We start from the raw sequence: 13,163 nt of genomic DNA, 5'->3' as shown, positions 1-13,163 counted from the left end.
TGAAAGCACACAGAGGCGAACGTCGGCCTACTGTTCGAGTGGGACCCAGTCGTCGTCTCCAAACGGCGGTTCGTACTCGATACCGAGTCGATCGTACACGATTCGGGGGATACTGATGTCCGCAAGATAGAGCTCCCCTGTGGGAGCATCGAGCCCCGCTTTCGGAAGAGCGAGGGTGACCGTGCGAGCCGGCGCAACTGCCTCGCCCAGCGTCTCGCCGGTCGTAGCGTCGATACCGGACGGAACGTCGAGTGAGACAGTCGGACCAGATAGGCCATTCATCCGGGCGATGTACGCATCCGCCGGTGGCCGGATGTCACCACTGAGTCCGTAGCCGATCAGTGCGTCGACGATGGTTGTCCGTTCGGCCACGTCGGCGAGTGATTCGACACCGGAAGTGACTGAGACACCCATCTCGTCGAGAATGTGGTACTGGTGAGCCGCCGCGCCACTCAATTCCTCAGACGGTCTGTCCAGAACCACTCGAACGGGGACACCTCGATTAGCGAGGTGTCGTGCACAGGTGAGGCCGCCACCGCCGTTCCCACCGTTCCCAGCGATAACCACCACGTCGCTCTCTCGAACGTCTCGTACGTGCCAAGCGAGTATACGACCCGCGTTCTCCATCATCTGGAGTAACTGTAATCCGACATCCTCGACGGCGACACGGTCGACGTCTCGCATCTCGTCGGCGGTCACTGCCGTGACGGACCGTCCCGTCGACGTGCGGAACGAATTTCGAGACATGTCTCAGTCATGGTGGAGCAGGGACAAATACCTCGCCAGTGGCATTCGAAGTGGTCGAAACGCGTCCTGCCTCCAATGCCGCTGTTCACAGGTGTTATTGATTGGCCTACCGTCCTTCGTGCATGCACATTCAGGACGTCCTCCCCCGGGACGCGATTCCAAGCATTGACGATCCGACCTTCGGCACGGAGTACATAGGAGACGATGACGACGATGTAATCGTCGTCGAAACCACGCCTGCACGGGCCTATCCGGTACGGATTCTCAGCTATCACGAAATCGTCAACGACGTGCTCGGAGTAGGTGACCGCATAGAATCAGGGAGGCGCTCACCCGGTGACTCGACCGACGAGTTGCGCCCGGTCGCGGTCACATGGTGTCCGATCTGTGCCAGTGCGGTCGTTTACGACCGACGGGTCGACGGTCGTGTGTTGACGTTTGGAACCTCCGGGAAGCTTGCTGACGACGCGCTGGTGATGTACGACCGCGAAACCGAATCGGAGTGGAAACAGCCGACTGGAAAGGCGATCAATGGGCCGCTCGACGGGCACGAACTCTCCGTTGTGCCAGCGTCTGTAACATCGTGGAACCAATTTCGGTCGGAGTACCCCGACGGAATCGTCCTCCAGCCGGTTCACGGCGGTGACGGAGATCCGCGAGGAGAGTCACCGCGAACGGTGTACGAGATGACCCCGTACGAGCGATACGACGCCGCTGAAGGGTTCGGTCTCAGAGAAATGCGTGGTGAAGGGAGGGAACGGTCGTGGGACCGCGAGGACATCGACGCCAAGACGGTGGTGTTAGGTATCACACACGGAGGAGATGCCGTCGGGTATCCAGTCGAGCAGGTCCAGAACGCGGGTGGTGTCGTCTCGGATACGGTGGGCGATCTCGACGTGCTCATCGTCAGCTCCGGGAATGACATTCACGCGTTCGAAGATCCCGGCTACGCGTTCGAATTTCAGGAGGGAGCGCTGTACGGCGACGGGGCCAAATGGGACACTACAACGGGCCGGAGTGACGACGGTCGTACGCTGGCACGAGTACCGAGTCGACGGCTCTACGCCTTCGCCTGGCAGGACGACCACGGTCCGAAGAGCTTCTACGGACTCGCGTGAGAAGCACCGATAGAACAGACTACCGAGTACAAACGTCAGTCAGTCCTCAGTGCTGTTGTGGAGCGAGATTGCAGACCCGGCCAATGCTTATGTCCTGTTTCAACCGACTACTGAACGGGGCGTCCTGTCACACGCTCCCGCCCCCTTGATGATGAACGACGATTCACGCCTCGGCGTGTGCCCGAACTGCGGTCACGATATCCAGCCGATAGACGAGCTGATCAGGTACGAACGGTCGGATAACTCGATCGGGGTGTTCGCCGAGTGCCCCTCGTGTACAGCGGTAATCGCCCCACGGTAGCGGAGCCATCTGTCCCGCGTTCTACTGATTCGAGTGTGGGAAAGAACCGAACGGCAGCGCAGATGATCATTACTCACGGGGACGGATAACAGATGTATGAACGAAGTCGATTTTCTGGTCATCGGTTCGGGCTCCGGTTTGGATGTCGCGAACGCAGCAGCCAACCGAGGTCAGTCAGTCGCAGTCGTAGAGAAAGGACCGCTCGGTGGGACGTGTCTCAACCGCGGGTGTATCCCGTCCAAGATGCTGCTCTACCACGCTGACGTATTCGAGACGATCGAGAGTGCCGACGCGTTCCACATTGACGCAGAAATAACTGATGTGGACTTCGCGAAGATGGTTCGCGAGGTCAACGAGGACGTGAGTGGCGACGCCGACTCTATCCGGAAAGGGCTCCGTTCCTCCTCGCAACACGATCTCTACGAAGGAGAGGGTCGATTCGTGGGCGAACGAACGGTCGAACTCGTCAGCGGTGAGGACGAAGGAGCCCGAATTCGAGCCGAGACAGTACTAATCGCTGCAGGCACGCGGCCGGCAATCCCCGATATCGATGGTATCGACGACGTGGACTACCTCACCAGCACCGAAGCGTTGCAGTTGGAAACCCCACCGGACCACCTCGTGATCGTCGGAGGCGGCTACATCGCCGCCGAGCTCGGTCACTTCTTCGGCACGTTCGGGAGCGACGTGACGATTATCGGGCGACGGCCGAATCTCCTTCCGGAAGCCGACGAGGAGGTCGCCGAGGCGTTCACCGACCGCTACGCCGAGCGATTCACTGTCCCCACCGGCTATGCAGCGACAGCTGCCTCGGAGAACGATGGTTCAGTTGCTGTCGAAGCCCACCCTTACGAGTACGGAGACGACGGTGGGATACGCGGCGGCGAATCGGTGACTGTAACGGGGGACGCGCTCCTCGTGGCCGCTGGCCGCACGCCGAACACCGATCTACTCGATCTCGACGCAGCAGGGGTCGAAACCGACGAGCGAGGCTTCGTCGAGACCGACGAGTATCTCCGAACGACCGCTGAGGGAGTCTGGGCACTGGGTGACATCGTCGGCGAGTATCTTCTGAAGCACAGCGCGAACCACGAGGCCCAGGCCGTCGCTCGAAGTCTCTTCGGCGACGACCTCCAGCCAGTCGATTACACTGCGATGCCCTTCGCCGTGTTCGCGTCACCTGAAGTCGCCGGGGTAGGCGCACACGAATCTGAACTTCGGGAAGCCGGCACGGAGTATGCAACGCGGACTTATCGGTACGACCAGACAGCACGTGGAAGTGCAATGAAAGCCGACGGCTTCGTCAAGGTCATCATCGACTTGGAGGGCGAAATCCTCGGCTGCCATATCATCGGCCCCGAAGCCTCCGATCTCATACAGGAGGTCATCGTCGCGATGAAAGCCGGGACGGGGACAGTCACGGATATTCGCGAATCCATCCATATCCACCCTGCACTCTCGGAGGTAGTTCAGCGAGCGTTCTCGGGGCAGTTCTCCCGGGGAGGTCACTCACACTGAGTTCATCGACTCCTGGCTTCGTCCGAGAACCTCTTGGCCTTTCGAACGGTACGGGGACGAAGCCGCGTTCGAGACCCACGCGAGAATCACAGGCCAGAGACGGCCGCTCTGGACGGCGTTTCGACACAGAGTTCCGTGGATCGTCACGCAGTATATAAATCGTGTCCGTGGGCGTACCATCGTTGCACGGCCGCGGACGGACTATACCCTCCGGGGCTATACCGGCTCATGCAATGGCAAAAGCAGCAGTCGTGATTCTGGCTGGAACAGAGGGGCATACGAACCTCGGCTATCTCGTCAACGGTCTCGAGACGGCGAGGGAGTTCGCCGAGACTGACGGGGACGAGCTCGAACTCATCTTCGACGGGGCCGGTACTCAGTGGATCCCCGAACTCGAGGACCCGGACAGTGACCAGCACGAACTCTACCAGGCGGTCAAGGACGACGCGTCCGTGTGTGATTTCTGCTCCGGGGCGTTCGGTGTCGATGATGCCGTGAACGACTCCGGCCTGGTGCGGCTCGACGACCACGACGGCCACCCCAGCATCCGTTCGCTCGTCGACGACGGCTACGAAGTCATCACGTTCTGACGTTCGAAGCGGTAGATTCCGTCTCGGGGCCCGCAACAGCACAATCAGCCAACAACCGATGTCTCCCTTCCGACTTCATCTGGTGCTTCTCGGAGTACTGCTTAAATACGCCACTCATGTTCCCATCCGCAGGTGACGAACTTCGAATAAAACCGGGGGGCCTGTTCATCGCCCTGGTCGCATTCATCCTGACGCGAACACTCTTGGTTGGAGTCGTCTACACTAGTCCAGCCGGTTCGGGCCTGGCCATATCACTCCGATTAGTTCCACTCGTAGTTGGTCTGGTGCTCGTAATTTACGGTGTCAATCTGGCCGTCAGTACTCACGGCAGAGCGTACGCCCGCACCATCGCGACGTGGTTTCTTATCGGTAGTGTCGGTATCTTCGTGATGGTTGCTCTGGGTGCCGTCGAGAGCTCAAATCCAGTCGCGACGCTGTCCTCAGACATCGTCGTCGCCAACGCCGTTCTCGGGGGTGGAGCAGGTGGAATACTCGTCGGCATCCGATCCGCGAGAGACGAGCGACGCCAGCGATCGCTCTCGAGACAGTCCGATCAGATCGTCTTGTTGAACCGGATTCTCCGTCACGAGATCTTGAACGCGATCACGGCGATTCGAGGACATGCAGGATTGTTACACAAGGGACAGAGCACCGGCGGTAGTTACGATGCGATCAGTGATGGAGTCGATCGCATCGAACGAACGATAGCACAGGTGGGATTTCTCATTCGAAGTCTCGATGAGACTGCAGTGAGTTTAACGTCGGTCGACCTGGCCGCCACCGTTCGGGAGTGCTCGGATCAGTTTTTCGACGATGCCACAGTTACGATCGACGCGCCCGACTCCGTACAAGTCCGCGCTGACGAGCACCTCGAAACGGTGATTTCGGAACTCGTCGAAGGCGCACTCAAGCGGGCCTCGAAACGCGAAGCGACCGTTGCAGTCTCCCCAGAGGAAACCACCGTCGACGTGTCGGTTACCGCTCCCGGTCGGTGGCTCAACGAATCCGCTCGAAGCACACTCCTCGAAGGTATACAAGACTATGAGGACCAGAGCACCGGTTACGGGATACCGATCATCCGATTGTTGGTGTCTCAGTACGGAGGTACCATCGACATCGTCGATAGGGAGACGAGTACCACGGTTGTCGTAACCTTGCCCCGAACATCCGAGCAGGCCCCCGAGAGTAATCGACCAGGAGTCAGGTCAGAGAGCCTCCGGAACGCTGCAGTCGCTGGTGTCGTGGCAGGGGTAGCGATGGGCCTAATCCTCCAGACATTCACCGGTGAAATGGGTATTATCGGGGCGCTCTACGGAATTCAGACGAACGCCGTGGGATGGATAACTCACCTGTTCCACAGCGTGGTATTTGCAACCGTATTCGTCGCTGCGGCGACTGTCGATCGCCTCGGCCACTACACTGAGACTCTCTCCGGGACCGTCACGCTTGGAATCCTCTATGGGGTGCTACTATGGCTCGTCGCCGCCGGCGTCGTCATGGGAGTATGGCTCAATCTCGTCGGCATACCGGCGTCGGTTCCAAATCTCGGCATCGTCTCCCTCATCGGCCATCTCGTCTGGGGCGCTTTGATCGGCGGTCTCGTCTTCGTGCTGCCGACAGAGCTCCGATAAGGGAATCGTCCACTCAGCGCGAGAGCGGGGTCACCTACGACCGCCAGCCAGTGCAGTTGCCTCGGGAAGCCGTCTGAGCCATAGCATTGCGACTGTCCCGACGAACGGTCCAACAACCAGTGGTGAAAACGCCCACTGCCAGCCGACGACTTCGGCAATAATTGGCGTGATTTGGATCGACCCCACCGTGAGAAGAAAGCCGACGGCAGTCTGTAGCGTCAGGGCTGACCCGACGTAATTGTCCTCGGCGAGTTCGGAGACGGCCGCCGAGAACTGCGCGGAGTCGGCGACGATGACGAATCCCCAGATCAACAGGAAGGGGACGAGGATGAGTAGAGGCCCACCAAACACGAAGCCGGCACCGATGCACGCGGTGCCGCTGACGACCATGCTTCCACTCGTGACGGTCGTCCGTCCGATTCGGTCTGCGAACACACCGGCGACGACGGCACCGATACCCCCTACTGCAATGGTTCCGAACGCGAGTAGCGCAGCGAGTGTCGGTGCCGGGTCACCGCTGGCAGCGAAACTCGCAGCCAGATATACCGGAATCCACGCCCAGACGGCGTATAATTCCCACATATGGCCGAAGTACCCGAGGTTAGCAAGCATCGTTCCGCGGTCACCGAGCATCCGCCGAACGGCTCCGGGATCGAACGGTGCTGCCGGAGCTTGATAGGGCCCTGGACGCACGAAGAGAACGAGTACACCACTGACTGCTGCGAGCCCAGCCGCACCAAGTAATACGAGTCGCGGACGGCCGACGCCACCGATCGCCCGAAGCAGATGCGGCATCGCCGATCCGATCGTGAGTGCCCCGACAAGCGTGCCGATAGCGAAACCGCGTCCTTCCCGAAACCAGCCAGCCATGATTTTCATGCCGGTCGGGTACACACCGGCCAGTGCGACACCGGTGAGAAACCGTAACAGAACCGCTGGAAGGAACGACGACACGGCAAGGGCAATGAGTACAGTCGCTCCCACGCCGATGGCGGCTGAGACAGCAAACAGGTACCGTGGTGGAATCGTATCCGAGAGGGTGAGCGTCGCAGAAAGCACGGCACCGACGACGAAGCCGAGTTGCACCGCGTTCGTCAACCATGCCGTCTCAGCGCTCGAAAGATCCCAGAGCGCCGCGAGTTCCGGCCCGACCGCTGATGCACTGAACCAGAGCGTCATCGCAAGCAGTTCGGCAACAGCAAGAACGAGGAGGACGCGGTAGCGACTCGGTTTCGTCGGTTCCTGCGTCTGTGACTCCGTCTCCATCACGCTGGTGTACTAATCAAAGCGGATAAAAGCTCACGAGGAGGTTCGGGTGTATTGCACACCGCAGCGCGATTTATATATACAGAAGACATCCGTACCCACGCTAGGAACATGACCGAGGACCGGGATCGTGATGACCCTCCAAGTGATCTTTCGGCGAGTACGTCCACTGCTCCGAGTTCGCCTCCTGAAGAGCGGTATCGCAAGATCTTCCAATACAACAACGACGCGGTGATGGTCGTCGACCTGGAGACCGAGTCCTTTCTCGACGTCAATCCCGCAGCCTGCGACCTGCTCGGATACTCCCGCGGGGAACTCCTCTCGATGCATCCGGTGGATATTCATCCGAATGACGTCGAGCGCGTTCGAGAGGAGTTCATCTCTCAAGTCTACCAGGAGGGATCGGGGTTCACCGACGATTTGACCTGTCTCACCAAAGACGGGGAAGAGGTTCCGACCGAGATCTCTGGGGCCGCACTCAATGCCGGCGAAGATGGAACCGACCCGATACAGATGATCGCGATGCTCCGTAATCTCTTCTGAGAAGAGATTCGACCTCTCTCACGGGTTATTCGCCGTCTTCGGTCTCCTCACCACCGTCGGAGTTCGTCTGGCCGGCGGGGGGCTGGGACTGACCTATACTTCGGTGCCGATACGTTAGCCGTCCGATTCGAGTGAATAGATCCGCCGTCTCGCATCGATAAACGAGATACGGGAAGAAACGATCCCATTCTCTTCGAGCTTCTTGAGAGCATATCGAACGGTTCGGGCCGGGAGAAGCGTAGATTCGGCGAGCTCTTCAGCGAACTGAAGAATGCGAATAGCTAACTATGGGCATCAAGAGTCAGTAGGTACGTATGCCAGAACCAGTCATCGCGTCGGTCGGCGCCTCACCGCTCGGCCGCACGGACCTCCCGGGTCGCGACCTGTTCTCGGTCGCGCTCGCGGAGGCGTTCGAGGGACTCCCCGACCCGGCGGACATCGTCGAGGCGGTGTACGTGGGCAATCAGTCGGAGAGCTACGAACACCAGATCATGTACGGCACGCTGCTGGCCGAGTGGGCGGGGCTCCGTCACGTCCCCGCCGAGCGGGTCGAGGGGTGTGCCGCCGCGGGGGCGCTCGCGCTGCGCCACGCGGTCAAGGACGTTCGCAACGGGGAACACGAGGCCGTGCTCGCGTGCGGGGTCGAGAAGATGACCGCCGCGGGGACGAGTGGCGCGACGGACGCGCTGTCGGCGGCGTTCGACCGCGCCATCGAGCAACGGTCCGGTATCACTGCACCCAGCCAGTACGCGCTGCTCGGACAGCGGTATCTCCACGAGACGGACGCCACGGAACGCGACCTCGCGAAGATCGCCGTGAAGAACCACGGCAACGCCTCGCGCAACCCCCGGGCGCAGTTCCCGAAGGAGATCGATGTCGACACCGTGCTGGACTCCACTCCGATCGCCCCGCCGTTGAAGCTCTTCGACTGCGCGCCGGTCGGTGACGGCTCCGCGGCCGTGCTCGTGACGACCGCCGAGATCGCGGAGAAACTCGACCGGCCCCTGGTCCGCGTCGCGGGCAGCGGGGCCTCCGCGAACAACATCGCGGTCGCCGAGCGGAACATGACGAATATCTCGGGTGCGCGCGTCGCAGCCGAGACCGCCTACGAGGAGGCGGGCATCGACGCGACCGACGTGGACATCGCGGAGGTCCACGACGCCTTCACCGTCTGCGAGGCGTTGCTCGCGGAGGCGGTCGGTTTCGCTCCCTCCGGGATGGGGTATCAGAGCTACCTCCCTCCCGAAGAGCGGGCCGACGGCTGGACCGACGTAGAGCTGAGCACGAGCGGGGGGCTCAAAGCCCGCGGGCACCCCATCGGGGCGACCGGGCTCCTGCAGGCGCTCGAAGCGTACGAACAGCTCACCGGAGCTGCCGGCGACCGCGCGGTCGAGGGCGCCGACACGGCCCTGCTGTTGAACGAAGGCGGGGTCGCGGACGCCGTCACCGTCGGCCACGTGCTCACGACGGCGGAGGCACCATGACCGACGAGACCCGCGGCACCGAGACCGCCGACACCCTCGACGCGAGCGACCCCCGGACGCTGCCGGGGTTCTTCGACGCCCTCGGGGACGGAGAACTCCTGGGCGGGGTCTGTGCGGACTGCGGCCAGGTGCTGCTACCACCGCGGCCCGCCTGCTACGCCTGCGGGAGCCGCGATGTCGACGTCGAGCCGCAGACCCCGGAGGGAGAGATCTACACCTACACGGAGGTCCACACCCCGCCGCCGGCGTTCGCGGCCGATGCCCCCTACACGATCGCCGTCGTCGAACTCACGGACGGCGGCCGGCTCCTCGGGCGTGTTGACGCCGACTACGACGACGTGGCCATCGGTGACGCGGTCGAACTGACGGTTCGCGAGCCGACGGCAGACGAACGGGAGATCGCACTCGACTACGAGGCCGACTGGCCGATCCACCTGTTCGAACTGCGGTGTTCCGACTAGCTGCGCAGCGATTCGGGGGAGAAACCGACACCGGTGTCACTCGGCTTCTCCCGTCCGATTTCACCGGAAACACGGTGTGCGACGACCTACTCGGAGTGCTCGTTCACCCCACCTACGAAAGCGTGCGAACGAGCGGACCGAATTCTATACGAGTTCCGCCGATGCCCAGTGTCTCGACGGCGCTTCGGCTGGCGCTCCGAACTCACTCTTCGGCGGGCGGGTAGAACAGCTCCGGGTCGTCGTGGGAGAACGTGGAGACGGCGTCACCGGCGAGGTCACGCACGTGGGTTCGCATCTCGCCGTTTCGCGTCGCGGCTTCGAGCATGTCCCGTGCGTCGGCGTCGTCGCTGTCGTAGTAGGCGGGGAAGACGACGGCGAGCTCGCGCTCGTGGTCCTCGACGGCGACGATGAGGAACACGATCCCCGTTTCGACCGCCCGGAACACGGAACAGGCGTCGAACGCCGCGTCCGAGGCGGTGACGAGGTTCCGGACGGTGCGGGCGTCCTCGCCCGGGACGACGAGGTCGATCCCGTACCGGTCGCCGGTCTCCTGTTGCCCGGAGAGGGGAGCCACGTCACCGGGGTAGAGCTCGACGACCTCCCAGCCGTTCTCGCGGTACTCCGCGGCGGTCGCCGCCATGTCCTCGATGACGGCTTCCCAGTGGCCGAGCACGCCCTCCGGGGGCAACTGCTCCTCGAGGTTGACGTCCGCGTCGACGCGGTCCTCGTTCATGGTAGGGGCGCGGGCGGCCGCGATGAAAAGGGTTCGGAAGGGCCCGCAACGCGCCGGTGACACTCTCGTGGGTCATCGGTCGGTCCCGCTCGAAGCGATACTTCTCGTGAAATCCTTCTCGGGAAACGTTTTTCAACCGAGCGAGCACGACTGTGGATAGTGACCGATTTACTCTCCATTTCCGGGTTGCACACCCGCTTCGACACCGAACGAGGGACGGTGCGTGCCGTGGAGGAGCTGGACCTCACGGTGCCCGAGGGACAGACCGTCGGGCTGGTTGGCGAGTCCGGCTCCGGGAAGTCCGTCACGGCCCTGTCGGCGATGAACCTGGTCGACGACCCCGGCTACATCGCGGAGGGGAGCGTCGAGTTCCAGGACGCGGACCTCGCCTCACGGCTGGCCGAGGAGTACCCGCGCCGGGCCGACGAGTTCGTCGACGAGCGTCGTGGCACGGTGGACCTCGCGGCCGCGCCCGAACCGGCGATGCGGACCATCCGCGGCGGGGAGATGAGCATGATCTTCCAGGACCCGATGACCTCGCTGAACCCCGCGGTGCCCGTCGGGGAGCAGGTCGCGGAGAGCCTCCGGCTCCACCGCTACGGCCAGCGCACCAAGGACTCGTGGTTCAACGCGGTCCGTGAGATCCTCCCCGACCTCAGCCGCGACGAGATGGACGAGCAGGTACTCGAAGACACCATCTCCATCCTCGAGGAGGTCGGCATCCCGGAGCCGACCGCGCGGCTCGACGAGTATCCCCACGAGTTCTCCGGCGGGATGCGCCAGCGCGTCCTCATCGCCATCGCGCTCGCGTGCCGGCCCCAGCTGCTCATCGCGGACGAGCCGACGACCGCGCTCGACGTGACGATCCAGGCGCAGATCCTCGATCTGATCAACGAGCTCCAGGACGAACGCGGGATGAGCGTCCTGTTCATCACCCACGACCTCGGGGTCGTCGCCGAGACCTGCGACCGCGTCGCGGTGATGTACGCGGGCAACATCGTCGAGGAGGGGCCGGTCGAGGAGATCTTCGAGAATCCCTCACACCCCTACACCTACGCACTGCTGGAGTCCATCCCCCGCGAGGACAAAGAACGGCTCACCCCCATCGAGGGGAACGTCCCCGACCTCATCGACATGGACGAGGGGTGTCACTTCGCCGACCGCTGTCCGTGGGCCCACGAGGCGTGTGTCGGCCAGGAGATCCCGTATCTCCAACACGGGGACGACGACGTGGAGCACACGGCGAAGTGCGTGCTGGAGGACTTCGACACGGACGAGTACGCGGGCACGCAGGCCTCTATCGAATCGTCGTCGGACCACGAGATCGGCGAGTCGCTCGTCGAGGTGCGCGACCTGAAGAAGCACTTCTCGCGGGCCGACGACCTGCTGGACAAGTGGCTCTCGCGGGAGGACCAGAGCGTGAAAGCGGTCGACGGCGTGAGCTTCGACATCCGCGAGGGGGAGACCCTGGGACTGGTCGGCGAGTCCGGGTGTGGGAAGTCCACGACGGGAGAGACCATCCTCAGACTGCTCGAACCCACCGACGGGAGCGTCCTCTTCGCGGGCGACGACCTCGCGGGGCTCGACAAGGAGCGGCTCCGCGAGAAGCGCCGCGACATGCAGATGATCTTCCAGGACCCGCTGTCGAGTCTCGACCCCCGGATGACGGTCGGGCAGATCCTCACGGAGCCGCTGAAGATCCACGACCTGCCCGAGGAACCCCCGGAAGAGGGACAGAGCCGCCGCGAGCAACGCCGCCAGCGCGTGCTGGAGCTCATCGACAACGTTGGCCTCTCTCGCGAACAGATCGACCGCTACCCCCACGAGATGTCCGGCGGGCAGCGCCAGCGCGTCGGCATCGCCCGCGCGCTCGCGGTCGACCCCGATTTCATCGTCTGTGACGAGCCGGTGTCGGCACTCGACGTGAGCGTGCAGGCGCAGATCCTGAACCTGCTGGAGGACCTCCAGGAGGAGTTCGGGCTCACGTTCCTGTTCATCGCCCACGACCTGAGCGTGGTTCGCCACGTCTCCGACCGCGTGGCGGTGATGTATCTGGGCGAGGTCGTGGAGATCGCGGACACGGACGAGCTGTTCGCGGACCCGAAACACCCCTACACGCAGGCGCTGTTGTCGTCGATCCCCGTCCCGGACCCGACGGTGGACACGGACGACCGCATCATCCTCGAAGGGGACGTCCCCAGCCCCATCGACCCACCCTCTGGCTGTCACTTCCGGACGCGCTGCCCGCAGATCATCCCGCCGGAGGACGTGGAGATGCCCCAGTCCGCGTATCGCGAGGTGATGAACGTCCGCCAGCGGGTCGAAGAGGAGTCCATCGACGTGGAGCTGGCGTGGAAGCAGGTCGAGGAGACCACCGAGGCCTCGGCCGACCAGCGGGCCGCCATGACCGACGGTGGGGCGATGGCCGGCGGTGAGGTCCCGAGCGCGGGCTCCCCGGCGGTCGAGGCGTTCACCGACGTGCTCTGGAACGAGCTGTTCGACGACCCCTCCGTCGTCGAGGGCCGGTCACGCGAGGTCGTGCAGACGGCGTTCGAGGCACTCGCTCGCGAGGAGTGGGCGGAGGCCGAGACCGTGCTCGCGGAGCGGTTCACGAGCGTCTGTGAACGCGCCGACCCGGTGTTGCAGGACGAGGCGCACCCGGCGGCGTGTCACCTGTACGAACAGCCCGGCGAGCCGAACCGGTCACCCGAGCGATAATCGCCGGACGTGGCGACGGTCGGCTGGCCCGAAGAGAGGAATTTCGGTCGGGC

At 63.1% G+C, this 13,163-nt stretch carries 11 protein-coding genes and 1 pseudogene; 8 read left to right on the top strand and 4 right to left on the bottom strand.

All coding sequences use genetic code 11. From position 1 onward, the window contains the following. Positions 1-27: 27 nt before the first annotated feature. Positions 28-699, bottom strand: coding sequence for an NAD(P)H-hydrate epimerase (locus ACQUQR_RS15240; RefSeq protein WP_435197374.1), 672 nt, complete (start codon positions 697-699; stop codon positions 28-30). A 170-nt stretch (positions 700-869) separates the two neighbouring features. Between ACQUQR_RS15240 and ACQUQR_RS15235 the strand changes: the two genes are divergently transcribed. From ACQUQR_RS15235 to ACQUQR_RS15220, 4 genes are all read left to right on the top strand, one after another. Beyond that, positions 870-1,865, top strand: a complete 996-nt coding sequence (locus ACQUQR_RS15235) for a DUF3179 domain-containing (seleno)protein (protein WP_435197373.1) — start codon at positions 870-872, stop codon at positions 1,863-1,865. Positions 1,866-2,262: 397 nt separating this feature from the next. Beyond that, complete coding sequence (locus ACQUQR_RS15230) at positions 2,263-3,684, top strand: dihydrolipoyl dehydrogenase (protein ID WP_435197372.1); 1,422 nt, start codon at positions 2,263-2,265, stop codon at positions 3,682-3,684. A 233-nt stretch (positions 3,685-3,917) separates the two neighbouring features. Further along, positions 3,918-4,274 (top strand): DsrE family protein, encoded by a 357-nt coding sequence (locus ACQUQR_RS15225; protein ID WP_435197371.1) that lies wholly within the window; start codon positions 3,918-3,920, stop codon positions 4,272-4,274. A gap of 284 nt (positions 4,275-4,558) precedes the next feature. After that, positions 4,559-5,905, top strand: coding sequence for an ATP-binding protein (locus ACQUQR_RS15220; protein ID WP_435197370.1), 1,347 nt, complete (start codon positions 4,559-4,561; stop codon positions 5,903-5,905). A 30-nt stretch (positions 5,906-5,935) separates the two neighbouring features. Here the strand turns inward: ACQUQR_RS15220 and ACQUQR_RS15215 are convergent, their stop codons facing one another. Beyond that, positions 5,936-7,171: an MFS transporter gene (locus ACQUQR_RS15215; RefSeq protein ID WP_435197369.1), complete on the bottom strand. Its 1,236-nt coding sequence runs from the start codon at positions 7,169-7,171 to the stop codon at positions 5,936-5,938. 111 nt (positions 7,172-7,282) lie between these two features. On the opposite strand from ACQUQR_RS15215, the gene ACQUQR_RS15210 reads away from it, so the two are divergent. Then, on the top strand, positions 7,283-7,714 hold the full coding sequence (locus ACQUQR_RS15210; protein WP_435197368.1) for a PAS domain S-box protein: 432 nt from the start codon (positions 7,283-7,285) through the stop codon (positions 7,712-7,714). A gap of 114 nt (positions 7,715-7,828) precedes the next feature. Here the strand turns inward: ACQUQR_RS15210 and ACQUQR_RS15205 are convergent. After that, positions 7,829-7,969, bottom strand: a pseudogene (locus tag ACQUQR_RS15205) (winged helix-turn-helix transcriptional regulator); the annotation flags it as partial. 59 nt (positions 7,970-8,028) lie between these two features. On the opposite strand from ACQUQR_RS15205, the gene ACQUQR_RS15200 reads away from it, so the two are divergent. Together ACQUQR_RS15200 and ACQUQR_RS15195 are read left to right on the top strand one after the other, a co-directional pair. Then, positions 8,029-9,198: a thiolase C-terminal domain-containing protein gene (locus ACQUQR_RS15200; protein ID WP_435197367.1), complete on the top strand. Its 1,170-nt coding sequence runs from the start codon at positions 8,029-8,031 to the stop codon at positions 9,196-9,198. Continuing rightward, positions 9,195-9,659, top strand: coding sequence for a Zn-ribbon domain-containing OB-fold protein (locus tag ACQUQR_RS15195; protein ID WP_435197366.1), 465 nt, complete (start codon positions 9,195-9,197; stop codon positions 9,657-9,659). The genes ACQUQR_RS15200 and ACQUQR_RS15195 overlap by 4 nt, the downstream gene beginning before the upstream one ends. Positions 9,660-9,861: 202 nt before the next feature. On the opposite strand, the gene ACQUQR_RS15190 is transcribed toward ACQUQR_RS15195, so the two are convergent. After that, on the bottom strand, positions 9,862-10,392 hold the full coding sequence (locus ACQUQR_RS15190; RefSeq protein WP_435197365.1) for a DUF7529 family protein: 531 nt from the start codon (positions 10,390-10,392) through the stop codon (positions 9,862-9,864). 159 nt (positions 10,393-10,551) lie between these two features. Between ACQUQR_RS15190 and ACQUQR_RS15185 the strand changes: the two genes are divergently transcribed. Continuing rightward, on the top strand, positions 10,552-13,110 hold the full coding sequence (locus ACQUQR_RS15185) for an ABC transporter ATP-binding protein (protein ID WP_435197364.1): 2,559 nt from the start codon (positions 10,552-10,554) through the stop codon (positions 13,108-13,110). The last annotated feature ends 53 nt before the right edge of the window (positions 13,111-13,163 follow it).

Origin of the sequence: Natronomonas sp. EA1, assembly GCF_051195035.1 — an archaeon.
Lineage (GTDB): Archaea > Halobacteriota > Halobacteria > Halobacteriales > Haloarculaceae > JBNTJV01.
This window is presented reverse-complemented; position numbering and strand designations above follow the sequence as displayed.

Bases quoted from the DNA above. Each gene is read 5' to 3' on its own strand.
- ACQUQR_RS15235 (WP_435197373.1), top strand. From the start codon at position 870: ATGCACATTCAGGACGTCCTCCCCCGGGACGCGATTCCAAGCATTGAC.
- ACQUQR_RS15230 (WP_435197372.1), top strand. From the start codon at position 2,263: ATGAACGAAGTCGATTTTCTGGTCATCGGTTCGGGCTCCGGTTTGGAT.
- ACQUQR_RS15225 (WP_435197371.1), top strand. From the start codon at position 3,918: ATGGCAAAAGCAGCAGTCGTGATTCTGGCTGGAACAGAGGGGCATACG.
- ACQUQR_RS15215 (WP_435197369.1), bottom strand. From the start codon at position 7,171: ATGGAGACGGAGTCACAGACGCAGGAACCGACGAAACCGAGTCGCTAC.
- ACQUQR_RS15210 (WP_435197368.1), top strand. From the start codon at position 7,283: ATGACCGAGGACCGGGATCGTGATGACCCTCCAAGTGATCTTTCGGCG.
- ACQUQR_RS15200 (WP_435197367.1), top strand. From the start codon at position 8,029: ATGCCAGAACCAGTCATCGCGTCGGTCGGCGCCTCACCGCTCGGCCGC.
- ACQUQR_RS15195 (WP_435197366.1), top strand. From the start codon at position 9,195: ATGACCGACGAGACCCGCGGCACCGAGACCGCCGACACCCTCGACGCG.
- ACQUQR_RS15190 (WP_435197365.1), bottom strand. From the start codon at position 10,392: ATGAACGAGGACCGCGTCGACGCGGACGTCAACCTCGAGGAGCAGTTG.